Origin of the sequence: Streptomyces triticagri (assembly GCF_003429565.1) — a bacterium.
GTDB lineage: Bacteria > Actinomycetota > Actinomycetes > Streptomycetales > Streptomycetaceae > Streptomyces > Streptomyces triticagri.
This window is the reverse complement of record NZ_QUAK01000107.1, coordinates 1-26,656: the sequence shown is the minus strand read 5'-3', so window position 1 is coordinate 26,656 and position 26,656 is coordinate 1. Positions and strand designations below refer to the sequence as shown.

Annotated in this window: 16 protein-coding genes, 1 tRNA gene, 2 pseudogenes and 1 riboswitch; of the genes and pseudogenes, 12 read left to right on the top strand and 7 right to left on the bottom strand. The window is 72.2% G+C overall.

Annotation, left to right across the window (positions count from 1 at the left end):
- The 7 genes and pseudogenes from DY218_RS34280 to DY218_RS19735 all read left to right on the top strand — a co-directional run.
- Positions 1-240: pseudogene (locus DY218_RS34280) on the top strand (ABC transporter permease); the annotation flags it as partial.
- Positions 241-327: 87 nt separating this feature from the next.
- Entirely contained in the window at positions 328-1,716 is a 1,389-nt protein-coding gene (locus DY218_RS19760) for an ABC transporter permease (protein WP_128557415.1), read from the top strand.
- A complete protein-coding gene (locus tag DY218_RS19755) occupies positions 1,713-2,465 on the top strand; it encodes an ABC transporter ATP-binding protein (protein ID WP_233521723.1) in 753 nt (250 codons plus the stop codon). The genes DY218_RS19760 and DY218_RS19755 overlap by 4 nt, the downstream gene beginning before the upstream one ends.
- Before the next feature lie 93 nt (positions 2,466-2,558).
- Positions 2,559-2,632 (top strand) — tRNA-Met (locus tag DY218_RS19750).
- Positions 2,633-2,860: 228 nt separating this feature from the next.
- On the top strand, positions 2,861-3,988 hold the full coding sequence (locus DY218_RS19745; protein ID WP_233521722.1) for a PP2C family protein-serine/threonine phosphatase: 1,128 nt from the start codon (positions 2,861-2,863) through the stop codon (positions 3,986-3,988).
- 228 nt (positions 3,989-4,216) lie between these two features.
- Positions 4,217-4,379: riboswitch (cyclic di-AMP (ydaO/yuaA leader) on the top strand.
- A gap of 9 nt (positions 4,380-4,388) precedes the next feature.
- The gene (locus tag DY218_RS19740) at positions 4,389-5,444 is read left to right on the top strand and encodes a M23 family metallopeptidase (RefSeq protein ID WP_128557413.1); all 1,056 of its coding nucleotides are present in this window, start codon (positions 4,389-4,391) and stop codon (positions 5,442-5,444) included.
- A gap of 225 nt (positions 5,445-5,669) precedes the next feature.
- Positions 5,670-6,614 (top strand): aldo/keto reductase, encoded by a 945-nt coding sequence (locus DY218_RS19735; RefSeq protein WP_128557412.1) that lies wholly within the window; start codon positions 5,670-5,672, stop codon positions 6,612-6,614.
- Between the two features lie 12 nt (positions 6,615-6,626).
- On the opposite strand, the gene DY218_RS19730 is transcribed toward DY218_RS19735, so the two are convergent.
- The 4 genes from DY218_RS19730 to DY218_RS19715 all read right to left on the bottom strand — a co-directional run bounded on the left by DY218_RS19730 (position 6,627) and on the right by DY218_RS19715 (position 11,880).
- Positions 6,627-8,000, bottom strand: coding sequence for a PrsW family intramembrane metalloprotease (locus tag DY218_RS19730; protein ID WP_128557411.1), 1,374 nt, complete (start codon positions 7,998-8,000; stop codon positions 6,627-6,629).
- Between the two features lie 48 nt (positions 8,001-8,048).
- Positions 8,049-8,792, bottom strand: coding sequence for a tRNA (guanosine(46)-N7)-methyltransferase TrmB (trmB, locus tag DY218_RS19725; RefSeq protein WP_128557418.1), 744 nt, complete (start codon positions 8,790-8,792; stop codon positions 8,049-8,051).
- A 327-nt stretch (positions 8,793-9,119) separates the two neighbouring features.
- Positions 9,120-10,310: an L-2-hydroxyglutarate oxidase gene (lhgO, locus tag DY218_RS19720; RefSeq protein ID WP_233521721.1), complete on the bottom strand. Its 1,191-nt coding sequence runs from the start codon at positions 10,308-10,310 to the stop codon at positions 9,120-9,122.
- A 115-nt stretch (positions 10,311-10,425) separates the two neighbouring features.
- Complete coding sequence (locus tag DY218_RS19715; RefSeq protein ID WP_128557409.1) at positions 10,426-11,880, bottom strand: MFS transporter; 1,455 nt, start codon at positions 11,878-11,880, stop codon at positions 10,426-10,428.
- Between the two features lie 520 nt (positions 11,881-12,400).
- On the opposite strand from DY218_RS19715, the gene DY218_RS19710 reads away from it, so the two are divergent.
- Both DY218_RS19710 and DY218_RS35280 read left to right on the top strand, forming a co-directional pair.
- A complete protein-coding gene (locus DY218_RS19710) occupies positions 12,401-14,497 on the top strand; it encodes an asparagine synthase-related protein (protein WP_128557408.1) in 2,097 nt (698 codons plus the stop codon).
- A 171-nt stretch (positions 14,498-14,668) separates the two neighbouring features.
- A pseudogene (locus DY218_RS35280) lies at positions 14,669-16,081 on the top strand (AfsR/SARP family transcriptional regulator); the annotation flags it as partial.
- 1,867 nt (positions 16,082-17,948) lie between these two features.
- On the opposite strand, the gene DY218_RS19700 reads toward DY218_RS35280, so the two are convergent.
- Positions 17,949-19,955 carry a sigma-70 family RNA polymerase sigma factor gene (locus DY218_RS19700; RefSeq protein ID WP_128557407.1) on the bottom strand — a complete coding sequence of 669 codons (2,007 nt, stop codon included), beginning with the start codon at positions 19,953-19,955 and terminating at the stop codon, positions 17,949-17,951.
- A 201-nt stretch (positions 19,956-20,156) separates the two neighbouring features.
- The gene (locus tag DY218_RS19695) at positions 20,157-20,936 is read right to left on the bottom strand and encodes a TetR/AcrR family transcriptional regulator (protein WP_128557406.1); all 780 of its coding nucleotides are present in this window, start codon (positions 20,934-20,936) and stop codon (positions 20,157-20,159) included.
- A 344-nt stretch (positions 20,937-21,280) separates the two neighbouring features.
- Between DY218_RS19695 and DY218_RS19690 the strand changes: the two genes are divergently transcribed.
- The gene (locus tag DY218_RS19690; RefSeq protein ID WP_128557405.1) at positions 21,281-22,639 is read left to right on the top strand and encodes an NAD(P)/FAD-dependent oxidoreductase; all 1,359 of its coding nucleotides are present in this window, start codon (positions 21,281-21,283) and stop codon (positions 22,637-22,639) included.
- A gap of 115 nt (positions 22,640-22,754) precedes the next feature.
- Entirely contained in the window at positions 22,755-24,359 is a 1,605-nt protein-coding gene (locus DY218_RS19685) for an ATP-binding SpoIIE family protein phosphatase (RefSeq protein WP_128557404.1), read from the top strand.
- 16 nt (positions 24,360-24,375) lie between these two features.
- Here the strand turns inward: DY218_RS19685 and DY218_RS19680 are convergent, their stop codons facing one another.
- Positions 24,376-25,644 carry an MFS transporter gene (locus DY218_RS19680; protein WP_128557416.1) on the bottom strand — a complete coding sequence of 423 codons (1,269 nt, stop codon included), beginning with the start codon at positions 25,642-25,644 and terminating at the stop codon, positions 24,376-24,378.
- Between the two features lie 115 nt (positions 25,645-25,759).
- Between DY218_RS19680 and DY218_RS19675 the strand changes: the two genes are divergently transcribed.
- Positions 25,760-26,308, top strand: coding sequence for a MarR family winged helix-turn-helix transcriptional regulator (locus DY218_RS19675; RefSeq protein ID WP_128557403.1), 549 nt, complete (start codon positions 25,760-25,762; stop codon positions 26,306-26,308).
- The last annotated feature ends 348 nt before the right edge of the window (positions 26,309-26,656 follow it).

The window sequence follows — 26,656 nt, the reverse complement described above, 5'->3', positions numbered from 1 at the left end:
GCCGGCCAGGCCGGCGCGCAGCAGGCGGGGGACGCGGTGCTCGACCGCGGGCGGGAGCGGCCCACGGTGCGGGCCGGGCCGCCGCGGACGTCGCTGCCGCCGCCCGAGGTACGGATCGGGCCGGGCGAGCTGGGCAAGGTCGCCGCCCTCGGCCTCGGGATCTCGCTCGTCGCCACGGTCGTGCCCGGGGTCGGGATCCTTCGCCTGCATCCCCGCTCCCTCCTCACGGACACCTCCTGAGCGGTACGGCGACCCCGCCGGCCCGCCATGCCCCGGCGCCCGTAACCGCCACCCCACCCGCCCCCCGTACCGGAAGAGCCGAGCTCCATGAACTTCGTCAAGCGCGCGGGTCTCAGCCTGTGGTCCCGCAGGGCACGGACCCTGATCACCCTGTGCACCTTCCTGGTCATCTCCGTGATGGTCCTGGCAGGCGTGCTCATCAACGACGCCACGGCGAGGGCCGAACAGCAGGCCAAACGCTCCGTGGGCGCCGAGGTCAACCTGGAGCCTGACCTGGAGAACCTCGGCGGCGCGAACGGCGGAGGCCTCCAGGCACCGGCGATGGACGCCGCGACCGCGGACAAGCTGGGCGAGCTGCCCCAGGTCCAGAAGTACACGTACTCGATGTGGGACCGCGGCATCCTCAAGGGCGGCGCCGAACTCGTCCCCGGCGGCGCGGCCGGCGGCATGGGGAAGGGCGGCACCGCGACCGTCGGCGTCCTCGACTCGTCCCTGCTGCCCGGCTTCCGCAGCGGCAGCCACAAGCTCCTTTCCGGGCACCACCTCACCGCGGCCGGCAAGGACAAGCGCCAGCTGCTCATCGAGGAGCGCCTGGCCAGGAAGAACGGCCTGAAAGCCGGCGACACGATCACCCTGGGGAACAACGAGGGCACGTCCACGGCGGACTTCACCGTCGCCGGCGTCTACCGCGACCCGCGCCCGGACGACGAACCCGACCCCGAGTACGCGGTCAGCCCGGCCAACATGCTGTACGCGTCGGTGGGCGGCTTCGCCCGGTTCAGCTCCGGATCGGGCGGCGGTCCGCTGCAGGTCGGCCGGGCCACCTTCCTGCTGCAGGACGCCGACCGCCTGGACGCCTTCGAGGAGGAGGCCGAGCGGCTCGCGGGCGGGCAGCTCGACGGCTTCGCTCTCGACGCCAACGACAAGGCCGTACGGCAGATGACCGGCCCCCTGAAGAGCATCAGCACAACCGCCACCGTGGCGATGTGGCTGACCGCCGTCGCGGGTGCTGCCGTCCTCGCCCTGCTCGTCAGCCTCGCGGTCAAGCAGCGCCGCGTCGAGTACGGCGTGCTCCTGGCCATGGGGGAGAAGAAGAGCAGGCTGATCGCCCAGCAGGCCCTGGAGATCGTGGTGGTCGCGGCCCTCGCCCTCGGCATCGGCTCGCTGTTCACCGAGAGCCTGACGCAGAGCGCCGGCCGGTCCCTGCTCGGTGCCGAGGCCGCCGAGACCCGGCGCAAGCTCGACTCCTGGCAGGCACCGCCGCCCGGCAGCACCGGCCTCGACCAGGGCATCGACCAGAACGACCGCCCCGTCGAGAACGCCGACCCGATCGACGAGATCACCGTACGGCTCGACCCCGGCGACCTCGCCACCGTCTCAGCCGTCGGCCTCGGCATCGGCCTGCTCGCCACCGCGGTCCCCGCCGCCTCCGTCCTGCGCCTCAGCCCCCGCACCATCCTCACGAAGGGCAAGTGACCGCCACCATGACCAGCGCCACTCCGACCGGCACCGCCCCGCACCGGGCCGCCGTCCTGCGCCTGCACGAGGTCAGCCACACCTACAGCGGCGGGCGGCGCAGGACCACCGTCCTCAAGAACATCGACTGCACCTTCGAGCGCGGCACCCTCACCGCCGTACTCGGCCCGTCCGGCAGCGGAAAGACCACCCTGCTCAGCCTCGCCAGCGGCCTCGACACCCCCACCAGGGGCACCATCAGCTTCGACGGCCGGGACCTCGCTGAGCTGGGCCTCGGCCGCTACCGCAACCGGCATGCCGCCACGATCTTCCAGCAGTACAACCTCCTCACCTACATGACCGCCCTGCAGAACGTCACCACGGCCATGGAGATCACCGGCGCGAAGCCCGCGACCGGCAGTCGCAGATCCCGGGCCCTGCAGATCCTCGAGGACATGGGCCTCGACAGGGCGACGGCCACCCGGAACGTGCTGCGGCTCTCGGGCGGCCAGCAGCAGCGCGTGGCCATCGCCCGCGCGCTCGCCTGCGACGTCGACATCCTCTTCGCCGACGAACCCACCGGGAACCTCGACGAGGACACCGCCGACGGCATCGTCGACACGTTCCGTGAACTCGCCCACGCACAGGGGAAGTGCGTGATCGTCGTCACTCATTCGCAACGGCTCGCCGCCAAGGCCGACCGCGTCCTCACCCTGCGCAAGGGCAGGCTGACCGAGCGGCGGGACGCGGAGGGTGACCGCGGGATCTGACCGTCGCGCACTTCGCACCGCACCACCCCGCCGCTGCCCCCGGAAACCCTGGCGCGAGCCGTCCCCCGGATGGCGTACACTTGATTTCACCGACGCGGGGTGGAGCAGCTCGGTAGCTCGCTGGGCTCATAACCCAGAGGTCGCAGGTTCAAATCCTGTCCCCGCTACTGACCGTCAGGCCCGGCACGATCTCGTGCCGGGCCTGACGCATGTCCGGGTCCCGGCAGGGCGCTCGGGCCCCCGGCCCCTTCCTCTTCCTCGTGCGGCCTCCTTCCTCGTACGGCCTCCTTCCTCGTACGGCGTACACGGATTCGCCCCGTGCCCCACGGGCGGGAACCCTGGGTGGGGTGCGGCAGGCGGTCCGCAGCGGCGCGGACGGCGGCGGGAGACGACCGGTGGGGCAGCGGGAAGAGCAGAGCGAGCGGGGAGAGGACGGGGCGGCCGACAGCACCCGGACCCGGCACCTCGTGCGCGCCCTGCCCGTACTCCTCATCGTCTTCGGCATCGTCTTCGACTGGCTGACGCCGTCGCAGTTCACCGGCTCCCCGTTCTTCGCCGGCGCCCCGCTGACCGCGGCGCCGCTGTACTCGCTGCGCGGCACCGTGGCCACCGGTGTCGCGGCGCTCCTCGGCATGACCGGCCTGCGGGTCTGGAACCACGTCCTCGAGGAGGCCGAGTCCCTCACCGAGGTCGCCACCGTGCTGACGGTGGCCGTGCTCGCGGTCCTCATCAACCGGGTCGTCAGACGCAGCGGCAAACAGCTGGAGTCGGCCCGCAGCGTCTCCGAGGCCGCCCAGCGCGCCGTCCTGCCCGAACCGGCCGAGCGCATCGGCGGCCTGGACGTCGCCGCCCGCTACGAGGCCGCGCAGGCCGGTGCGTTCATCGGCGGCGACATGTACGCGGTGCAGGACACCCCGTACGGCGTGCGGCTCCTGGTCGGTGACGTACGGGGCAAGGGGCTCGGCGCGGTGGAGGCGGTCGCCGTGGTGATCGGGGCGTTCCGCGAGGCCGCCGAGCAGGAGACGACCCTCGAGGCGGTGGCCCAGCGCCTCGAGCGTGCCCTCGCGCGCGAGGGCACGCGGCGCGACGGCCTGGACGCCTTCGAGGGCTTCACCACGGCGGTGCTCGGCGAGATCCCGCGCGACCGCAGTGTCGTACGGCTCGTCAACCGCGGGCATCCGCCGCCGCTGCTGCTCGGCGCCAACGGCCGGCTCCGGGTCCTCGATCCGCGCGAGCACGCACTGCCGCTCGGGATGGGGGACTTGGGCGTCTGGCCGGACCGGGCGGAGGAGGCGGAGTTCCCCTGCGGCTCGCTGCTGCTGCTCTACACCGACGGTCTCTCCGAGGCACGGGACGCGGCCGGTGAGTTCTACGATCCGGCGGTACGGCTGCGCGGCCGGGTCTTCCCGGGACCGGACGAACTGCTCGCCCTCGTGGTCGACGAGGTGACGGCGCACACCGGGGGCCGGGCGACCGACGACATGGCGCTGCTCTCGGTCGGCCGACCGTCGGCATCACCGTAGGTGACCGTAGCGCGCCCCTCCGCACAACAACTGACGCATCGTCAGGAATTCCGCGCCCCTCAGTGTGTGGAGATCATGCTGCAACTCGCCCGAATTCGCCCCTTCGTGGGGCCTAAGTCCAGGCCAGAGCCACCAACGATCAGTCGGAACGGCTTGGAATCCGGGGCCGGTGTCTATTAACGTTCGATAACGCAGCGCGGTCGTCCCAGCCGTCACAAGAGATGGCTCCGTGCGCAACCGCTCAATCCCGCAAGGGAGCCGGGGAACCACCTACTTGGGGTGAATCGGGCATCCTTCGCCTGCCGCGATCGTGGCAGGCCCTGGAAGCCCGTAGGAAACCTTCCTGTTCCGAACCCGTCAGCTAACCCGGTAGGCGAAGGAAGGAAAGGAGTACGCCCCCGTGGCGTCGAACAGGCCTGCCCCTGATACCGCGTATTACGAGGGTTACTCGGACGACTCCGGGTTCGGCAGGGGCGATGAGCCCTGGGAGGAATGGAATCCCACCGAGGACTCCGTCCGGCCCGTGCGCGGCAGGCACCGTGTCGCCAAGCAGCGCGGCGGGCTCGCCCGCAGCTCCACGGTTCTCGGTGTCGGCGTCATCGCCGCGGTCGGCGCGGGAGGCATAGCCACCGCCAAGGACAAGCCGCCGGTACCGATCTCGCTCCCCGACCTCTCGGCCGTCACGGACAAGCTGCCGGACGTCGGCTCGATGGTCTCCGACAGCGACGACGCGGGCGACGCCGGTCAGTCGGGCGTCACCCAGGCCACCGCCGCCGGCTTCGCGCCGACGGGTGCCGCGAGCGCCGCCGACGAGCAGGGCGGTGCGGACGCCGGCGAGGCGCTGCGCGCCCGCATCATGCAGCAGGCCGAGGCCAAGCAGGACCAGGCAGCCTCCGCGGAGGCCGCCGTCGCCGCCGACGCCGCGGCCAAGAAGGCCTCCGAGGACGCCGCCAAGCAGCAGTCCGCGGCCGAGAAGAAGATCGCCGAGGCCAAGCGGAAGGCCGAGGAGGAGCGCAAGCGGAAGGCGGAGGAGGAGCGGCTGCGCAAGCTCGCCGCCAGCTACACCCTGCCGACCTCCTCGTACACGATCACCTCCACCTTCGGGCAGGCCGGCTCGATGTGGGCCTCCGGCCAGCACACCGGCCTGGACTTCGCCGGTCCCGCGGGCACGCCGCTCAAGGCCGTGCACTCCGGCACCATCAAGGAGGCCGGCTGGTCCGGGAGTTACGGCTACCACACCGTGCTCGAGCTGGAGGACGGCACCGAGGTGTCGTACAGCCACCAGTCCTCGATCCAGGTCAGCGTCGGCCAGAAGGTCACCACCGGCGACGTCATCGGACTGCGCGGCTCCACCGGCAACTCCACCGGGCCGCACCTGCACCTCGAGGTCCACACGCCCGACGGCACCAACATCGACCCGATGGGCTGGCTGCAGAGCAAGGGCCTCAACCCCTGACGACCGGGCTGCTCCCGGTCCCACCGGGCGACTCCCGGTTGTGACGAACCGTGGACAGCCGGATCCACACCCTGGATTCCGGCAGTCCTGGCGGCTACCCCCCGACGTCAGGGCTGCCGGGCCGAGGTGCCGGACCGTCTCCGCAGGTCAGCGGGAAATCTCTGGGTGTACGTGGAACTGCCACGTACCGGAATACCCATGCACGCAAGGGGTGTTGACCGCGGTATGACTTCTCTGCGCACTCTCGGCGCCTCGGAACTCGAGGTCCATCCCCTCGCACTCGGCGCGAACGTGTTCGGCTGGACGGCGGACGAGACCGCCTCCTTCGCCGTGCTCGACGCCTACACCGCCGCGGGCGGCAACTTCATCGACACCGCGGACTCGTACTCCGCCTGGGTCGAGGGGAACAGCGGCGGCGAGTCCGAGACCGTCATAGGCAACTGGCTCGCCTCCCGCGGACGCCGCGACGACGTCGTGATCGCGACGAAGGCCGGCGCCCACCCCGACCACAGGGGACTCGCCCCGGCTACCCTCGTGGCGGCCGCGGACGACTCCCTGCGCCGTCTGCGCACCGACCACATCGACCTGTTCTACACACACTTCGACGACCCGTCGGTGCCGGTCGAGGACATCGTCGGTGCGCTCGACGGACTGGTGCGCGCGGGCAAGGTGCGCCATGTCGCCGCGTCCAACATCTCCCCGGAGCGCCTCCAGGAGTCCCTCGACGTGGCGGACCGCGAAGGCCTCGCCCGATACGTGGCGCTGCAGCCGCACTACAACCTGGTCTCCCGCGACACCTACGAGGGCCCCCTGCAGGAGGTCGCCTCCCGCTCCGGGCTCGCGGCCGTGCCGTACTACGCCCTCGCCGCCGGCTTCCTCACCGGCAAGTACCGGCCGGGGGCCCAGGTCGACAGCCCGCGCGCGCAGGGCGCGGGCCGGCACCTCGACACCGAGCGCGGACTGCGGGTCCTCGAGGCGCTCGACAAGGTCGCCGCGGCGCACGGCGCCGAGGTCGCGACCGTGGCCCTCGCCTGGCTCGCCGCGCAGCCGACTGTGGGTGCGCCGATCGCCTCCGCGCGGACGGTCGAGCAGCTTCCCGCGCTGCTCGCGGTGGGTGAACTCCGGCTTACGGAAGAGGAGTTGGCACTGCTCACGACTGCGTCGGCCTAGGGGAGACGTCCCTTAGGGGACGGGCCTACCAGGGGCTGTGTACGGGGCGTGTGGTGCGTACGGGATGTGTGGTGCGTACAGGACGTGTGGTGCGTACGGAGCGTACGGCGCGTACGTCCCCGGCCGCCCGTGGATCATGGGCGGGCCGTACGGGATCCGGGCCGTCGTGCGGGCCGCGTGGGCGAGGGCCGGGCGGGCCACCGCGCGCCGCTGCCACAGCGCGTCGAGCAACTCCCGCTCCCGTCCGACGAAGTCGCCACCGGCCCGGCCGCGGCGGCCCCTGCGCCTGAGCAGCGCGAGGGCCGTCGCATGCTCCTCGTACTCCCGCACCGCGCGGGCCGCGGCCTGGCCGCCGGTGCGGGCGGCGTACTCGCGGGCGATGCGGCGAGCACGCATCGAGGAGAGCGCGTACGGCTCGGGCGGGGCGATCCAGCCCGCGTCCGTGTAGACGGGCAGCTCGGCGCGCACGGTGCGCAGTTCGTGGCGGCGGGCGTGGACGCTCAGCCAGGTCAGCAGTCCGAAGGCGGGCACCATCACCACCGCGTACACCGTGAAGAAGCCCCACTCGCCGAACGCCGATGAGCCGTTCCACAGCGAGTGCAGTCCCATCGCCGGCAGCAGACCCGCCAGAGGGAACAGGAAGCGGCGGATCCGCTGCCGGTCCGCGGCGAGCGCCGCGAGGCCGAAGCCGATCCCGGTGAGCACGGTGAACAGGGGATGGGCGAACGGCGACATCACGATCCGTACGAAGAACGTCGCCGCCGTGACCGAGTCCAGGGACATGTCGCGCAGGGCCGCGCCGCCCGCGGTGTCCGTGCCGTAGGCGTTGCCCAGATACAGGATGTTCTCGGTGAAGGCGAAGCCGGTCGCGGTGACGCCCGCCGTCACCACACCGTCGACGACCGAGGTGAAGGTCCGTCTGCGGAAGAGGAAGACGAGGAGCACCGCGGCGGCCTTGGCGGATTCCTCGACCACGGGCGCTATCACCATCGCGCCTATCGTGTCCGCGCTCTGCGGATCCGCGGTGGCCGTGGCGATCCACTGCGTCGCGAACGAGTTGGCGAGGATCGCGATCAGCGCCGCGGCGCAGGCGCCCCAGGCGAAGGCGAAGATCAGATTCCGCCGGGGGGCGGGGGCGACCCGGCCGAGCCAGCAGAAGGCCGCGAGCAGCAGCGGGACCGGCAGGATCGCCAGGCCCAGTCCGACCATGAAGCCCTCGGTGCCGGTCTGCTCGCGCACCAGGGCCAGGATCACCAGACCGGAGATCGCGAGCAGCGCCGCGAGCGCGCCCGCGCGCACCTGGCGACGGCGCCACCATCGCTCGTGCCGCAGTCCGGCCGGCGCCCCGGCCGACTGCGGATACGAGTACGACGTCCAGACGGTCACGGCCCCGACCTTATGGGGTGTGTCGAGGCGCCCGCGACGGTGCAGGAATCAGCCGGTGGAACCGGACGGCTTTCCGGTACGGGCGAAGAGCAGGTCGTGTACGACATGGCCCTTGTCCAGGCCCTGCCCCTCGAAGCGGGTGAGCGGACGGAATCCGGGGCGCGGGGCGTATCCGCCGTCCGCGACCGTGTTGGTGAAGTCCGGGTGCTCGGTCAGCACCTCGAGCATCTGCTCGGCGTACGGCTCCCAGTCGGTGGCGCAGTGCAGTACGGCGCCGGGCTTGAGGCGGCTCGCGGCGAGGGTCAGGAATTCCGGCTGGATCAGGCGGCGCTTGTGGTGGCGCTTCTTCGGCCAGGGGTCCGGGAAGTACACGCGCAGGCCGTCGAGGCTCTCGGGGGCGAGCATCTCGCGGAGCAGGATGATCGCGTCGCCGTTGGCCACCCGGACGTTGTCCAGACCGGCGCGCTCGGCCAGGCCGAGGAGGTTGCCCTGGCCAGGGGTGTGCACATCGACGGCCAGGATGCCGGTGTCCAGGTCCGCCGCGGCCATCTGCGCGGTGGCCTCGCCCATGCCGAAGCCGATCTCGAGGACGACCGGCCGCCCGCCGAGCAGCTCATCCAGGTCGAGCACCCTCGATCCGTCGATGTCCAGTCCCCAGCGGGACCACAGCCGGCGCAGGGCGTCGCCCTGGCTCGCCGTCACCCTGCTGCGACGCGGCTGAAAGCTCCGGATCCGCCGCTCGAAGTGCGACCCAGCGGGATCGGCGGCAGGCCCTTCCCCGTCCGGAAACATCCGGCTCACTCGCCGCGGGGCGTCCGCCTCGGCAGTCCGATCGTCCCCGCTCACACCCACACCCCTCTGCCCATCACGTCTCTCCACCACGCGACCCGATTCTACGGCGCCACGTCACCCGACCTCCTCGCCCTGATCGGGCCCGTCCCGCACCACATCCAGCCCGTCCCGTCCCGCACCACATCCAGCCCGTCCGGCGTTTGAGGACATCTTTCAGCCTGTCCGGCGTTTGAGGACGAGCCCGGAGGGCGACAAAACAGCCCGTCCGGCGTTTGAGGACGAGGTCACCAGGCCGCCAGGGCCTGAACGACACACCCCCGACGGCAGTCACACCCACTGAAGCACCCGCCGAGCCACCTCCCTCCCAATAGGCAATGACGCAGTCCCCGCAGGCGACGGCGCATTCAACACATGCACCGCCCGCACCCCTCCCCGAAGCAGAAAGTCATCCACAAGCCCGCCATCCCGCAGCACCGCCTGCGCCCGCACACCGGCCCCCGCGGGCACCAGGTCCCCCTCACCCACCTCCGGCAGAAGCCTCCGCACCGCCGCCGTGAAGGCCGCCTTGGACAGCGACCGCCGCAGCTCCCCCGCCCCGTACCGCCAGTGCCGCCGCGCCATCCGCCACGCCCCGGGCCAGGCGAGCGTCCCGGCCACGTCCCGGGGCCGGACCACCGACCAGTCGTACCCCTCGCGGGCGAGCGCCGGCACCGCATTCGGCCCCACATGCACGGAGCCCTCGACGCCCCGCGTCAGATGCACCCCCAGGAACGGGAACGCGGGATCGGGCACCGGATAGACCAGCCCCTGCACCAACTCCGGCCGCACCAGGTCGTAGTACTCACCCCGGAAGGGGACGATCCGCATCCCCGGCTCGTCGCCCGCGAGCCGCGCCACCCGGTCGCAGTGCAGGCCCGCGCAGTTCACCAGGACCCGGCCGCGCACCACGGACCCGTCCCCCGTACGCACCGCGACCCCGCGGTCCGCGCGCCGGGAGATCCGCACCACCTCCGCGCCGTACCGCACCTCGGCCCCCGAGGCCTCCGCGAGCTGCGTCGCCACCGCGCCGAAGTCGCACACCCCGGTCGTGCCCACGTGGATGCCGGCGACGCCCTGCACATGCGGCTCGTACGCGGAGATCTGGGCGGGGCCGAGCTCGCGGACCGGAATGCCGTTCTCCCGGCCGCGCTGGACGAGGGCGTGCAGCCGGGGCAGCTCCGCCCGGTCCGTGGCGACGATCAGCTTCCCCGTCACGGCATGCGGAATCCCGTACTCCGCGCAGAACTTGACCATCTCCGCGGCGCCCCGCACCGCATACCGCGCCTTGAGCGAGCCGGGTCGGTAGTAGATGCCGCTGTGGATCACGCCGCTGTTCCGCCCCGTCTGGTGGCGGGCCGGGCCCTGCTCCTTCTCCAGGACCACCACACGCGTGCCGGGGCGCGCCCGCGTCAGCGCATACGCCGTCGAGAGACCGACGATCCCGCCGCCGATCACCAGCACGTCACAGTCCACCGCCACACGCCTCACCTCCCGACTCCGATAGTGCACCGCCCCACTGACAATGCCCCGGCAGCCGGTGCGGACACCCGCGAAGATCCCGGTGCGGACATCCCGCGAAGAGCGGCGAAGCCCGCTACGCCGGGGCCACGAGCAGCGGCCTCGCCCGCTCCCGCAGCTCGGCCACCCGAGGCTCGTCCCCGTGCGGCTCCAGCCGGTGCAGCAGATCCCGTACGTACTCCGTGGTCCGCGCCGACGAGATGCGGCCGGCGACCTCCACCGCGCGCAGACCCTGCGCACACGCGGCGTCCAGATTCCCCGACTCCAGCTCCGCGACCGCACTGACCACGAGCCGTAACCCGTGGGACCGTACGAATTCCTCGGTGGGCCGGGACAGCGCCTGCTCGGTGAAGCGCCGCACCTGACGCGGCGCCTTGAGGTCCCGATAGCACTCGGCCGCGTCCGCCGCGAAGCGGTCGTACGAGTAGAAGCCGAGCCACGACGGGTCGTTGTCCCCTTCCCTGGCCCGCTCGAGCCAGCCCTCGGCCGCCTTGAGGGCCGCCCCCGCCGCGTGCGCGTCGGCCGCGCGCGCGTGGGCCCGTGCTTCGACGAGCCGGAAGAAGCTCATCGTGCGCGCCGTCGCCAGTCCGCGGTTGCGCTCGAGCGCCGCCTGCGCCAGGTCCACGCCCTCGTCACCGAAGCCCCGGTAGGTGGCCTGCAGCGACATCGACGCCAGGACGTACCCGCCGAGCGGGACGTCGGCGGCCGCGCGCGCGAGACGCAGTGCCTGGATGTAGTACCGCTGGGCGGCCTCCTGCTGGCCGGTGTCGAAGGCCATCCAGCCCGCCAGGCGGGTCAGTTCGGACGCCGCGCCGAACAGTGCCCTGCCGACCTCGTCCGAGTACGAGCCGAGCAGCAGTGGCGCCGCCTCCACCCGCAGACACTCCGGGACCATCGACGAACGCCAGTCACCGCCCCCGTACTTGGAGTCCCAGCGGCGGGCGTCCTGCGCGGCCTCCCGCAGCTTCTGAACATCGCTGTGGCCGACCTTCTGCGGGGGCTCGCCGACGGTGGCCGAACCGTCCGCTGCCGCCGCGACGGCCGCATGGTCGGCGGTGCGCTCCACCGAGCTGTCAGCGGGTGTTATCAGCCAACGTGAAGCCGGTGTCGCATATGCGGTCACGGCGAAAGAGCCCGCGAGCGACTGCCAGATCCCGCCACCGCCGGCCCGCCGTCCGGCGAGGTCCAGGCGGTAGAGCTCGGTGGCCGATCTGACCGCGGCGCCCACGTCGCGCGGGAAGGCGAGGCCGACCTCGGGGGCCGGGTCCGCGTCCGCGAGACCGATCTCGTGGAGCGGTACCGGGCGTCCCAGCTTGGTCCCGATCGCGGAGGCGATCAGATGCGGCGCCGCGCCCTGCGGAACCATGCCCTTGGAGACCCAACGGGCCACCGAGGTCTTGTCGTAGCGCAGGGTCAGGCCTCTTTGTGCGCCTAGGTCGTTGACCCTGCGGGCCAGTCCCGCATTGCTGATTCCCGCGAGGGCGAGAACGGTGCCGAGCTTTTCGTTCGGCCCGCGTTGCTCCCTGGACATGCGCCACCCCTCGACACAGACGGCTGCCGCTCGGGCATAGGCACGCGGCATTCGTAAACCCAGCGTAGTTCGCCGCATCCCAAGCGTTAAGAGGCGAAGTTCCGGATGGCGAGATTGTTGTCTGTACAGACGTGCGGCAGGGGGGTGTTGTGCTCCCGGCGTGTGGCCGTGCGCCTCTGCGTGCGCTCTTCACCGGCCATCGCGGGAGCGCTTCCATGGTGATGCGTGGGTCGGCCCGCTGCGCACCGTCGTCAGCGGGCTGGGGGATACCGCCGCCTTCATCCCCGCGGGCGGTGGACCGGTCCGGGAGGCGAGCGGCGCCTCCCGGGCTGCGCGGTGTGCCCGGCTCGGCCGAAATGGCCGAATACGGTCGGTGCGGTACTGCCCCAACTGTCCGAGTTCGGGGACGCATTGGCATGCGCTCCGGCCCTCCCATGGGCAGTGCTTCACGCCTCCTTCGTGGCAGCATGGACCCGAGCTGTTCGGGTGCACTTGTTGTCCACAGCCTGTGGAGGCGACGATGCGGTGGTTGGTGGGGTGGAGCAGTGCCACCGCTAAGGCTTCACCGACCATCAGCGCGGTCCACCCGGACGGTCAGGACATCGGCGTCGAGGGCGTCGAAACCGTGCACCCTGTGGGCTCCCAACTCCTGTGGGGCGACCCGGATCCCCTGTGGGCGGTCGGTGACTGGCGGCCCGACGAGATCCGCGTGGTCAGGGCCGACGCCGAGACGGCCGTCGCCGTCCTCGGCATCTGCGGAGCCACCGACGAGCAACTGCGCGTTGGCCTGTTCGCGGCCCGCGGCGGCGCCCTGCGCCACCTCACCGCCTGGCCCGGCAGCTACACCGCCGTCGTACGCGTCGGCCGCCGGGTGACCGTACTCGGCGATCTCGCGGGCGCCCGGCCGGTGTTCCACACCCCATGGGCCGGCGGTACGGCCTACGCCACCGCGGCCCTCCCGCTCGCCGACCTCGTCGAGGCCCAGCTCGACATCGGCCACCTCGCCGCCCTGCTCGCCTGCCCCGACGTGCCCGAGGCCCTGCAGGATTCCACGCCGTACGCGGGCGTGCGGCGCATCCCGCCCGGCCATGCGCTGATCCTGCGCGACGGCTCCCGCGAGATCGCCGGCTACGAGCCCGTCGCCTCCCTCGCCGTCGCCGCGCCCCAGATGGACGGCCCCCGCGCGGTGGACGGCGTACGAGAAGCGCTCGTCGAGTCCGTACGCGCCCGCCTCGCGGCCCCGCGGCACGTGCCGGACCTGGACCCCGGACCGGTGCCCGGGATGGGCCCTGCGGAGCGTCGGGCAGGGCGCGGACCCGTGCCGGGCATCGGCGCCGACCTGTCCGGCGGCCCCGCGTCCGCCACCCTGGCCCTCCTCGCGGCCGGTCTGCCCGGCAATCCCGGCACCCTCCTCGGCCACAGCACCGGCGCCGGCGAACGCCTCCTGGCCGTCACCTTCAACGACCTCACGACGACCGACCGCGAGGCCGAGATCCAGCGCGCGGGCGCCATGGCGGCCAATCCACGCCTGCACCACGTCGTCGTCACCGCGGGCGAGGAAGCCCTGCCGTACGCCGAGCTCGACGGGCCGCTCACCGACGAGCCGGGACCGGCCCTGATCGGCGCGGCACGGCACCGCGCGCGTCTCGCCTTCGGCAGCGCCGACCACTTCACCGGCCACGGCGCCCGGCAGGTCCTCGACGCCCATCCGGCCAGACTCGCCGACCTGCTGCTCGACCGCAGACGGCGCCATCTGGTGCGCCCCGTCACCGCGTTGGCGAAGGCCGAGGGCTCGGTCCTGGTGCCGGCGCGGGTCTACGGCGCGGCCCGCAAGCTCGCCCGTACGACCTACCGGGCTGGCATCGAGGACACCGCCTCGCGGCTGCGGGACGCCCGATTCGAGGAGCCGGCCGGTGCGGTGGGTGCCTCGCTCGCCGCACTCACCTGGGCGAGACCGGGGCCGGCCGCGCGATGGCTGACAGGAGAGGCGCTCGCTGAAGTATCGGTTCGCCTCGAGCAGTCGGCCACCCGCCCCGGACCCGCGCCCGGACAGCGACCCGGTGAACTACGCGCGCGTGCCGCCCTGGCACGGCACGCGGCGGACCTCCGCGTACTGGAACAGGCCGCCGAGATCCGCTCCCAGCGCCTGCACGCGCCGTTCCTCGACAACCAGGTCGTCCGCGCCTGCCGCGCCCTGCCCGAGGCGCTTCGCGTGCAGCCCGGCGCCCGCGCCGAGATCCTGCGCACCGTCCTCGAAGGCACCGGCGTCAACGAACTGCCGGACGGCTGGGGCGCCCCCTCGCACGCCTCCTCCGCCGCCGCGGCGAGCACCGGGCTGCGGGTCGCCGTCGACGATCTGGTGGACCTCTTCGGCACGCCACTGCTCGCTCAGGCGGGCCTCGTGGAGGGGCGCGTCGTGCAGCGTGCCCTGCGGGCCGCCGCGGAGGGCGAGGCCCTCCCCCTGGACGGCCTCGGCGAACTCGTCTCCACCGAACTCTGGCTGCGCAGGCTGCTGTCCCGCCGCGGCACCTGCTGGACGGGGACACCTGCGCGCGCCCGCGCCGTACCTGCAGGCATACGACCACAGCGCGGGGCCTTGGGCGCTCGCGGGGGCTGACGGTCCTGACGGCCACCCCTCCACTCCACGCGCGCGTGGAGGGCGAAACGCGGAGCGGGCGAAGAGGCGAAAACGGGGGAGGGGCGTACCGGGCATGGCAGCTGCAGAGCGCCGCCGTGCGCTGCACCCGAGCAGGCCGGGCCGAAGCGCCCGCGGCACAGGACAGCCAGAATGAACTCCGTGCGGTACCGCGTACTGGGAACGACCGAGGCCTACGACCACCGGGGCACGCCCCTGCCCGTGGACGGCCGGCGCCTGCGGGCACTGCTCGCCGCACTCGCCCTGCACGCCGGCCGTCCGGTGTCCGTGGACGCGCTGGTGCACGAGGTGTGGGCGCAGGACCCGCCACGCGACGCTCCCGCCGCCCTGCAGGCCCTGGTGGGCAGACTGCGCCGCGTGCTCGGCCGGGAGGCCGTGGAATCGGTACCCGGCGGCTACCGACTGGCCGTCGACCAGGACGACGTGGACCTGCACCGCTTCGAGCGCCTCGCGCGCGTGGGCGCCGCCGAACTGGACAGTGGATCCGCCGAGGCGGCCGGCCGTACCCTGCGCGAGGCCCTCGCGCTCTGGCGCGGCCCGGCCCTCGCCGATCTGCCGGACCGTGCGTCCGCCACCGGTCCCGAGGCCCGCCGGCTCGACGCGGTGCGCCACCGCATCGCCGCCGACCTGCGTGCGGGCCGAACGGAACGCCTCGTACCGGAACTTCGCGAGCTGGTCGCGGCCCACCCGTACGACGAACCCCTGCACGCGCAGCTGCTGCGGGCCCTGCGGGACGCGGGCCGTGGCGCGGACGCCCTGGCCGCCTACGAGGACGCCCGGAGCGTGCTCGCCGAAGGCCTCGGCACCGATCCCGGACCCGAACTGCGTGCACTGCACGCCGAATTGCTGGGCAACGGACCGGATCGGCCGGCGGACCCTCCGGGCGGCGCCACACGCCCCGAGCGCCCCGGCCGCCCTGAGCGCCTCGAGCGCCCTGAGCGGAATGGCAACCTCCGGCCCCGCCTCAACTCGTTCGTGGGCCGGGAACTCGAAGTCGACTCCATCCGTTCGGATTTGCAGAGAGCACGCCTCGTCACCCTCACCGGTCCCGGCGGCTCGGGGAAGACACGCCTCGCGGAAGAGACCGGGGCCGGGCACCCCGCCCCGGCCTGGCTGGCCGAGCTCGCCCCGCTCGACCGTCCCGAGGCCGTCCCCTCGGCCGTGGTCAGCGCCCTGGACCTACGGGACACGGCGCTGTTGACGAGCGAGCTCGCCCCGCGGGACGACGACCCGGTCGCCCTGCTCGTGGAGTACTGCGCCCAGCGCAGCCTCCTACTGATCCTTGACAACTGCGAACATGTCATCGGCGCCGCCGCCCAGTTGGCGGAGACCCTGCTCGTGCGCTGCCCGCAGCTGCGCATCCTGGCCACCAGCCGTGAGCCCCTCGGCATCCCGGGCGAGACCGTCCGCCCGGTGGACCCCCTCCCCGCCGAGCCCGCGCACCGCCTGCTCGCCGAGCGGGCCAAGGCGGTCCGCCCCGACTTCGACCCCTCGGCCGACCCGGCGGCCCTGGCCGAGATCTGCACCCGCCTCGACGGACTGCCANCCCTGGCCGAGATCTGCACCCGCCTCGACGGACTGCCACTGGCCATCGAACTGGCCGCGGCACGCCTGCGGATGCTCACCCCGCGGCAGATCGCGGACCGGCTCGACGACCGCTTCCGGCTGCTCACCTCCGGCAGCCGCACGGTGCTGCCCCGCCAGCAGACCCTGCGCGCCGTCGTCGACTGGTCCTGGGACCTCCTCGACACGGCCGAGCGCAGAGTGCTCGGCGAGGTGTCGGTCTTCGCCGGCGGCTGGGACCTGCCGGCCGCAGAGGCCGTCTGCGGCCCCGAGGCGACCGAGACCATCGGCGCACTCGTCGACAAATCCCTGATCGTGGCGTCCCCGGACACCGACACCAGCAGCTCCGGCATGCGCTACCGCCTCCTGGAGACCATCCACGAATATGCCCAGGAGCGTGCCGCGCAGACGCCGGAGCTCCTCGAAACGGCCCGCGAGCGGCACACCATGTACGTACGAGCCCTCGTCGAGCAGGCCGACCCGCTGCTGCGCACCAGCGACCAACTGCCCTGGATCGCCACGCTGGAACGGGAGTTGGACAACATCAGGGCGGCCCTCCACCGGAGCATCACCACGGGCGACGAGGAGGCGGCGTTCGCCCTGACCCTCGCCATGTCCTGGTTCTGGAGGCTGCGCAACCACCTCAGGGAGGGCGCCGACTGGATCGACCGGGTCCTCGCCATGGGCCCGGAGGCGATCGAGGAGGACGACCCGCGCTACTGGCCCCGGATGAAGCTTCGCCTGATGGTGCTCCTGCTGTCCTTCGAGAGCGCCGGCGCGGAGTCGTTGGGCGAGGAGGCCCGCACATGGGCCGCGCAGCTGTGGCGGGCGTTCGGCCGGCCCGTACCGCAGTCCGCCGAACTGCCCGGTCTGCTCTGGCCGTTCGTGACCTTCGTGTTCGACGATCCGGCCGAGACCCGCGCCGCGCTCGACCTGGCCGTCACGATCTGCCGGCAGCTCGGTGACCCCTGGTCGGTGGGTGTCTCGCTGATGTTCCGTACGCACACGGCCGTGGACTTCCGCGGCCTCCCCGGCCTCGACGAGGACCTGGCCGAACTGCGCGGCATCGCAAGCGAGGTGGGCGACCGCTGGATGCGCGCCCAGGTGAGCAGCGCGGCGGGCGAGACCGCGATGTCCCGCAGCAGTTTCGCCGAGGCCCGCGTCGAGTTCGAGGAGGCGCTGCACCTCGCCTACGAGGTCGGCGCGTACAGCGAGGCACCGTTCCTGATCGCCCGCCTCGGCGAGATCGCCTACCGCTCGGGGGACACCGCCGCCGCCGAGAAGATCCTCGGGGAGGCACTCGCGGAATCCGACCGGTACGGCTCCCCGGACGCCCGCACCTTCGTGAGGATCATGTACACGTCGATTGCCCTCGATCAGGGCGACCTGCCCGCGGCCCGGCGTGAACTGGCCGCCGCCCGTACGGAGTCCGTCTCCGGCTCCCCGCCGCCGCAGGTCGAGGTCGTGCTCGCCGGCCTCGACGGTCGCCTCACCGCCGCCGAATCGGGCCCCGTCCCCGGTCTGGCCAAACTCGCCGCCGCCTCGCGCAGCGTGGCCGACCAGCACGTGTCGGACGTACTGCACGCAAGCATCGCCGACGCCAGCGCCGCGGCTCTCGCCGAGCTCGGCGACGCGGCCCGCGCGGCCCGGCTGCTCGCCGTCAGCGACCACTGGCGCGGCGGTCACCCGCGCCCGGAGCCGGAGCGCTCCAAGGCGGCACGCCTGGCCGGCACCCTGCGCGACACCCTCGGGCCGGAGGCCTACGAGACGGAGACCGCCCGCGGCCGCGACCTCACCCCCGACCAGGTCGCGACCGAACTGGAGGCGGCGGCAGCCCACTTCAGCCGGACTAGTCCTCCTCCACACAGCTGAACCGCGACTGCGCCCAGTCCGCGAGCACCGCCACATCGAAGACCGAATGCGGCTCGACCACGAGCCGTACCGTCTTGCGCCCGGTCAGATCCACCTGCACCGGAACCGCCGGATCACCGCCCCGAACCACCGGCGACCGCCACAGCCGCTCACCGTCGGCGTACACCGAGAACCGCGCGGCACCGTGCCCGTGCGTGAGGTCGTCGATCCCGACGAGTGCCTGGTACGACCGGCAGGTGCGGTTGAGGTCGATGGTCACGGAGGACCGTGCGTGCACGGTGACCCCGTGGGCGTAGCGGGTCCCGCCCACCGACATGCCGTTGCGCTGCCAGACCCAGCTCGACTCGAAGAGCCGCATCTCGGGCTTCGTCCCGTCACCGAACTGCCCGTACTCCAGCTCGCTCCACGGAAGTTCGACGGGAGCCGGGGGCGGCGGCTTGGGCTTGGTCGGCTCGGGTTCCGGCTTCGGCGGCGCCGGAGGCTTGGGCGTCGGCTTCGGCGGATCCGGTGTGGGCTTCGGCTTCGGCGGCGGTGTGGGCTTGGGCGTCGGCTCGGGCGCGGGCGCAGGGGCGGCCGCGGGCGGCGCCGCGGCCGGGGGTTCCGGCTTCGGCTTCGACGGCGGCTTCTGCGGAGTGACGGGCTGGGATGCGGACGGCTTGGGCGCCGGCTTGGCCTCCGGCTCGGGGTCGTCCCCCGCCATGAGCATCGCGACGGCGACACCGGCCGCGACCACGACACCGGCACCGATCGCGACCTTCGCCGGGGCGCCCAGACCCTCCGAGGCGGCCGCACCGCCGCCGGCACCTGCCCCGGAACCACCTGCACCGCCCGCGGCGGCCGCCGCGGCTCCCGCTCCAGCCGCTCCGGCGGCGCCACCGATGATCCCCGCGGCCTTCGCCGAGTAGGCGGCCGCTCCGAACCAACCGATGACGGCGACCGGCACAACTCCCGGGATCCCGCTGGCCAGTTCCTTGATCTGCCCGGCCGCGAGACGGCACTTCGCGCAGTCCTCCAGATGCTTGCGCAGGCCGCGCTCGGCGCGCGTGCGCAGCCGCCCGCGCGCGTAGGCACCGAGCCGGTCCGCATACCGCGCACACTCGTCGTCGCCGGCCAGGCTGACACTCACATGCGCCTGCAGATAGGCCTGCTTCAGACCCTCGCGGGCCCGACTGGCCAACTGCGCCGTGGCATTGGGCGAATTGTGCCCGAAGAGCGGCGCGACCTCGCTCAGCGGATCGTCCTCCACCTCGGTGTGCCAGAGCACCGCCTGCCACTCCTCGGAGAGGCTGCGGAAGGCCTGCATCACCATGGACCGCTCGGCCTCGTGCATGGCCATCACATCGGCGCCCAGATCCAGCGTGTCCTCGTCGGGCACCTCGGTCGTACGGGCGGCCTGGGCGGCGAACACCGCGAAGTCCTCGACGAGTTGCTCACGCTTCGCCGACTTGGTCCAGCCGGCCGCCACGCGCCGCACCGACGTCAGGAGATACGCACGCACCGCGTACTCCGGCCCGGAGCCGCCCCGTACGGCCTGCAGCATCCGGGCGAACACCTCGGACGTCAGGTCGTCGGCGGTGTGGGCGTCCCGGCAGCAGGTGCGCGAGTACCGCCGCACCGCCTCGGCATGGCGCCGGTACAGCTCCTCGTACGCGGAATCGTCTCCCGCGCGCATCCGCGCGATGAGCTCCGGGTCGGACGCCGGCGCCTCGCCGGACGCCAGCAGCTCGTCCGCAAGGGAGCCGCCCGCTCCCTCCCGCTGCTGCGGCACACTCGCAGCCGGCAGCCCGCCCGCATCGGCCCGGTCGCCCCCGCCGGAAGCAGCACCGGAGGATGCTCCGGCCGACCCACCGGGCCCCGCGGACGCGCCGGCAGGGCTTCCGGAAACCCCCGAGGGACCCCCCTGGTTCGGGACGTGCCGAGGCGGGAGTCCGCCCGCATCGGCGCCGTTTCCGGATGCCGACTCGTCCCGTCCTTCACCGCTCATAGCGCGAAGCCCCCGCTTACCCAGTCCCGAAACACCGGGAAAGCGTGACACACGCTGCAGGAGGGCCAAACCCCGAAGCCCCGCAACCACTCGTCCGGGGCGACTTCGCCCGAAGCGGTAGTGCCGTTCACCCATTCGGGGCAAGCTGCAAGGTCAAAATTCTCGCGACCCCGCCGGCTCGCCCCGAAACACGACCCCGCGCTACGACGGCCGGGACCGCAGCCCCTCGAGCAGGATGTCCAGCAGCCGGGCCGAGGCCGCCGCCTGCTGCGCCGCATCCGGCAGCGAGGGAGCGGCCGTGGCTATCACCAGGAGCACATCGGCGACGGCCACGTCCGGCCGCAGCTCACCCGCGGCACGGGCCCGCTCGACCAGCCGACCCACCACCTCGAGCAGCTCCGCCGCTCCCGGGTCGTCCACGTCACCGCCCGCGGCCACCGACTCCTCCTCCGGCGCCTGGCGCTGCTCCACGAGCCGCAGATCGGCCTTCTCGCCGGCCTGCCGCTGCTGCGGCACCCGGGTCGCCTCACCGTCCGACTCCGCGCCGTCCGGCTCGTCCGCCACTCCCACCCGCAGCACCTGCGGCGGAAGCAGCCGGCCCGCGCCCGAGGCCACGGACGTCCGCAGGAAGCGCGACAGCGCCGACCACGGCTCGTCCTCCTGACCGAGCGCGGACCTCGCCTGGTCGGTCAGCCGGGCGGTCTCCTCCTCGGCGATGCGCCGTACCAGCACGTCCTTGCTCGGGAAGCGCCGGTACACCGTGCCGACCCCGACCCGGGCCCGCCGCGCCACGTCCTCCATCGGCGCGCCGTATCCCAGTTCCCCGAACACCTCGCGGGCAGCCCGCAGTACGTGCTCGAGATTGCGCTGTGCGTCCACCCGCAGCGGTGTCGTACGCGCTCCGTCCGCCGGTCCACGACCGTGGCCGTCGGCTGCCGCGACGACCGATGCGGAACCCCAATGAGAATCCTGAATATGCATGAGCGTTCCCCCGGTAATGACGTCTCCCCCCGGAGACCTTCCCCGCCTTGACTGCCGGCGCTCGGGAGCGAGTCGGACACCTGAGCCCCCATACACCGACGACACACGAACATAGTTGAGCCGGAGTCAATTCAGAAGGGGCCCGTTCCGCGCGGCGAGCCGCCCGATCGGAGTACGGGCCGGTTCCACCCCGAATGCCCCGGCACGTCCCACCCACGCCAGCCGCTCTGACCTGCAGTTCTTCCGAACTGCCGGAAAGCACCGAAGCGAGCGGAGCCACATATTCTCCGGTCACACAAGTTGTCAGGCCTGTGGACAAAATCGCGCCCCAGGTGCGTCATGGGATGGTGAAGGAACCTGCGCGCATTCTCGTCGTCGGCGGCGGATACGTCGGTCTGTACACCGCTCTGCGTCTGCAGAGAAAGCTCAAGTCCGAGCTGAGGAGCGGCCGGGCCGAGATCGTCGTGGTCACCCCCGAGCCGTACATGACCTACCAGCCGTTCCTGCCCGAGGCGGCCGCCGGTTCGATCTCCCCGCGCCACGTCGTGGTGCCACTGCGACGCGTACTCGACCGCTGCAAGATCGTCATCGGCGAGGCGCAGTCCATCGACCACGCCAAACGCGTCGCATCCGTCACCACCCTCGCCACCGAGGACGAGGGCAGCGACCCGATGGAGCTCACCTACGACGAACTCGTCCTCGCACCCGGCTCGATCTCGCGCACCCTGCCGGTGCCCGGACTCGCCGACCACGGCATCGGATTCAAGACCGTCGAGGAAGCCATCGGCCTGCGCAACCACGTCATCGAGCAGATGGACATCGCCTCCTCCACCCGCGACCCGGCCCTGCGCGACGCCGCCCTCACCTTCGTCTTCGTGGGCGGTGGCTACGCGGGCGTGGAAGCGCTCGGCGAGCTCGAGGACATGGCCCGCTACGCCTCGCGCTACTACCACAACCTCAAGCCCGAGGACATGAAGTGGATCCTCGTCGAGGCCTCCGACCGGATCCTCCCCGAGGTCGGCGCGGAGATGGGCCGCTACACCGTCCGCGAACTGCGCGGCCGCAACATCGACGTACGCCTGGAGACCCGGCTCGACACCTGCGAGGACCGCGTCGCCGTACTCGACGACGGCTCCCGCTTCCCGACCCGCACCCTCGTCTGGACCGCAGGCGTCAAACCGCATCCGATCCTCGCCGCCACCGACCTGCCCAAGGACGAACGCGGCCGCCTCAAGTGCACCGCCACCCTCACCGTGGACGGAACCACGCACGCGTGGGCCGCGGGTGACGCCGCCGCAGTACCCGACGTCACAGCCGACGAACCCGGCAAGGAGTGCGCCCCCAACGCCCAGCACGCCGTACGCCAGGCGACCGTACTCGGCGACAACATCGTCGCCTCCCTGCGCAAACAGCCCCTCAAGGAGTACGCCCACAGATACGCCGGTTCGGTGGCATCACTCGGACTCCACAAGGGCGTCGCCCACGTCTACGGGCGCAAACTCAAGGGCTATCCCGCCTGGTTCATGCACCGCGTGTACCACCTCAGCCGGGTGCCCACGTTCAACCGCAAGGCGCGCGTACTGGCCGAATGGACCCTCTCGGGTCTCTTCAAGCGTGAGATCGTCTCCCTGGGCTCTCTCGAGCACCCGCGTGCGGAGTTCGAACTCGCAGCCGGAGGAGGACGCCCGAAGGAGTCGTCCTGACCACCCTCGGGAACTCCCCCCGCCGGACCGGCGTCTGACGGATGTCAGTCCGGTCGGACACACTGTCCCCGACCAAGGGCAGGACCCGCCCCTCGACATGTTGAGGCTTTTCCCCGTGAACTTCACGCGCTGGAGCGCCCGGCTCCCCGGCACGCAGCGCCGCGCCGCAGCACGCTCCGACCGGGGCTCCGTGCCCGCGGCACGCGCCGAGTGCCCTGCGCAGCAGTCCGCCCCCGCCGTCGCCGACCTGCCCGCACGCGAGATCCTCGACCGCGTCCCGGCCCTGGTCGTCCTGCTGACCGGCCCCGACCACCGCATCGCGTACGTCAACGACGCCTACACGGAAGCATTCGGCCCCCGCCCCGCCGGCGCCCCCGCCGAGGAGGCCCTGCCCGAACTGCGCGAACTCGGCCTGCTCCCCCTGCTCGACCAGGTACTTCGCAGCACCAAGCCCCGTACGGTCAAATCCCGCAAGGTCCCCGCCGGCCGCTCGTACACGTTCCACTGCACCCCCGTGGACACCCCCGAGGGCCACGGCATCCTGGTCTTCGCCACGGACGTCACGGACCACGCGGAGGCCGCGGAGCGGCTGCGCGCCAGCGAGCGACGGCACCGCGAGGCCGCCGTCACCCTGCAGCGCTCCCTGCTGCCCGACCAGCTCGAGGAGCCCGACGACCTGCGCATCGCCGCCACGTACCAGCCAGGCGGTACGGACGCCGCGGTCGGCGGCGACTGGTACGACGTGATCACGCTCGGCGGCGGCCGCACCGCCCTCGTCATCGGCGACGTGATGGGCCGCGGCGTCCGCGCAGCCGCCGTCATGGGCCAACTCCGCACCGCGGTAAGGGCGTACGCACGACTCGACCTGCCCCCGCACGAGGTGCTGCAACTGCTCGACGGCCTGGCCGCCGAGATCGACGCGAGCCAGATCGCCACCTGCGTGTACGCCATCCACGACCCGACCGAGGCCCGCCTGACCTTCGCCTCCGCAGGCCACCTGCCGATCCTCGTACGCGACGAGAACGACGGCCTGCACCGCGCCGCAGAACCCACAGGACCGCCGCTCGGCACCGGCGGCTGGCAGCACGCCTCGGGCACCATCCCCTTCACCCCGGGCTCCACCGCGGTGCTCTACACCGACGGCCTCGTCGAGCGCCGCGGCGAGGACATCGACCACGGAGTCGAGCTCCTGGAGCGCGCACTCGCCGGCGCCACCGGCCCTCCGAAGGTGATCTGCGACCGGCTCATCCGCGCCCTCGGCGTGACCGCCGACCACGACGACGACGTCGCCGTGCTCGTACTGCAGCAGCCCAAGCGCACCGGCCAGAGCGCCGACCTGTTCCGCGGCGCGGCACTCGACCTCCTCGGCGGCGTCGAAGCAGCCCCACGCGCGCGTGCCTTCGCCTCCGGCGTCCTCACCAGCTGGCGCTTCCCGGTCGAACTGCACGACATCGGCGTACTGGCCGCCAGCGAACTCGTGGCCAACTCCCTCCAGCACGGCACCCCGCCGATGCGCCTACGCCTGAGGCGCACCGACCGCCGACTGATCATCGAGGTCACCGACGGGGACGACCACCTGCCCCGACGCCGCCGCGCCGAGCCGGGCGACGAGGCGGGCCGGGGCATCGAGATCATCGCGACGATCGCCTCGTCCTGGGGCTCGCGCCGGACACCGGGCGGCGGCAAGGCCGTCTGGTGCGAATTCGCCCTGCCGACCTGACCCACCGCCTGCAGCGTCAGGCAGGCACCGGCACGCTCTCCGGCGTACCTCCGGTGACGATCCGGCTGGCCGCGAGCGACGGCTGGTCCTGCACCGGCGTGAGCCGCCGCCCGAGCCGCAGCGCAAGCACGGTCATCCCCAGCGAGAACAGCACGAACGTCACGATGTACGGCCCGTGCAGAGAGGCGCCCATCGGCCCGCCGACCGCCGGCCCCACCGCCAGAGCCAGCTGCTTGACCAGCGCGAACGCCGAGTTGTAGCGCCCGACCATGCCGTCCGGCGCCAGATCCGCGACCAGCGGTGCCACGGTCGGCGACAGCATCGCCTCACCGATCCCGAACAGCGCGTACGTCGAGATGAACGCCGCCGTGGCCATCGCCTGCCCACTCGACCCGAGCCCCGCGAACCCCGCGACGGCCCAGGCCACGGCCCAGATGATCCCCACCGACGCGATGACCCGCGACCGCCGGCGCCGCTCGACGAACCGCAGCACCGCGAACTGCGCCACCACGATCGCGCCGGTGTTCGCCGCCAGCGCGATACCGAGCGTCGAGGGCGAGATCCCCGCGGCCTCCACGCCGTACGCCGAAAGCCCGGACTCGAACTGCCCGTAGCAGGCGAAGAAGATCACGAACCCGAGCACGCACAGCTGCACCATGGCCGGATTGCCGAGCAGCGCCTTGAACCCACTGCCGCCCGACGTGGGCAGGGACCCTTCGATCCGCGGCGACTGCGGAAGCCGCAGCGTCGCCATCAGACCGATCAGGAGCACGAACATCGCCGCCTCGATCGCGAAGAGCAGCGTGAAGTCCCCGGGCCGCTCGTGCTTCACGATCTGCCCGCCGATCAGACCTCCGACGCCGAGCCCGAGGTTCTGCAGAAAGAACTGCGTGGCGAACGCGCGCGTGCGGTTCTCCGGCGTGGAGCACGCCACGATCATCGTCGCGAGCGCCGGCGCCATCACAGCTTGCCCGGCACCGAGCGCCGCCGCCGACGCCAGCACCAGTTCGGTGCTGGACGCGAGCCCCAGGCTCATCGCACCGACAGCGGCCGTGGCCAGGGCGACGATCAGTACGGGCAGCGGGCCGCGCCGGTCGAGGGCCCGACCGGTGAACGGCAGCACGAGCAGCGCGGCCACGGCGAACACGGCGAGCACCAGGCCCGCCGTCGTCGCCCCCAGCTCCCGCACCTGCGCCACATAGACGTAGAGGAACGGGACTGTGAAGCCGAGGCCGAACGCACTCAGCGCGTTGCCCACATGGATCCGGCGCATCGCTGCGCCCATCGCCCTGGTCACTTTCACCTACCTTAGGAGTGAAGACTTAGAAGCTAAAGTTCAATGTTGAAGACTAAGACTCGAAGGTCTTTGAACGCAAACCGGGCGTGCCATACTTCCCGCCATGGCTGACACCCCCGGTGCAAGCGAGCCGACCCTCGAGGAGCAGATCGCCGCCTACCAGCGGGAGTTCCAGGACCTGGACCCCCAGGTGGAGCAGATCGTCTCGGCACTCGGCCGCCTCAACCGCCGCATGAACGTCGCCTACGGGCGGCAGACCGCGACCCTCGGCATGAGCAACGCCGAATGGGAGGTCCTCAAGGCGCTCGTACTCTCCGGTGCCCCGTACCGACTCGGCCCCGGCGATCTGGCAAAGCGCCTCGGTCTCACCCCAGCCGCCATGACCCACCGCATCGACCGCATGGTCGGCGACGGCCTCGTCACCCGCGAGCGGGACGAGAGCAACCGCGTGCGCGTGATCATCGAACTCCAGGACGCCGGCCGGCAGAAGTGGCTCGAGGCCATGCGCCTCGCCACGGTCTTCGAGGAAGATCTGCTGCAGGACCTCTCCCAGGACGAGCGGGGCGTACTCGGAGAGATGCTCACCCGCCTGCTGCGCAGGGTGGAGGACGCACAGCCCGACTCGGGCGGCCGCCTCACGGACCTGGAATGAACCCCGTCCGGCAATCCTGCGAACGATCCTGTCCGGGGGTTGACACGCCCCCACCCCATCCGTAAGGTTCTTCGGGTTGCCACGGCGCCGTAACGGTTCCGCAGTAGCATCTTCGCCGCGAAAGCGGCACCCACTAACTCAGCACGATCTCCCAGCCGGGGCAAATTTCGGCATGCCGAAATTCAATTCCCGAGCTCGATTATGAGCTGCCGGAGGATTCCGCTAGAGTTTGTGGCGTCGGAGCGGCCCAACAGCCGTGAAGACGAACCCCGTTGACGGGAAGTCAGGCCCGAAAGGATCTGCTAGAGTCGACACCGCCGGAAGGCCGAAAGGCCGGAAAGCAACGAG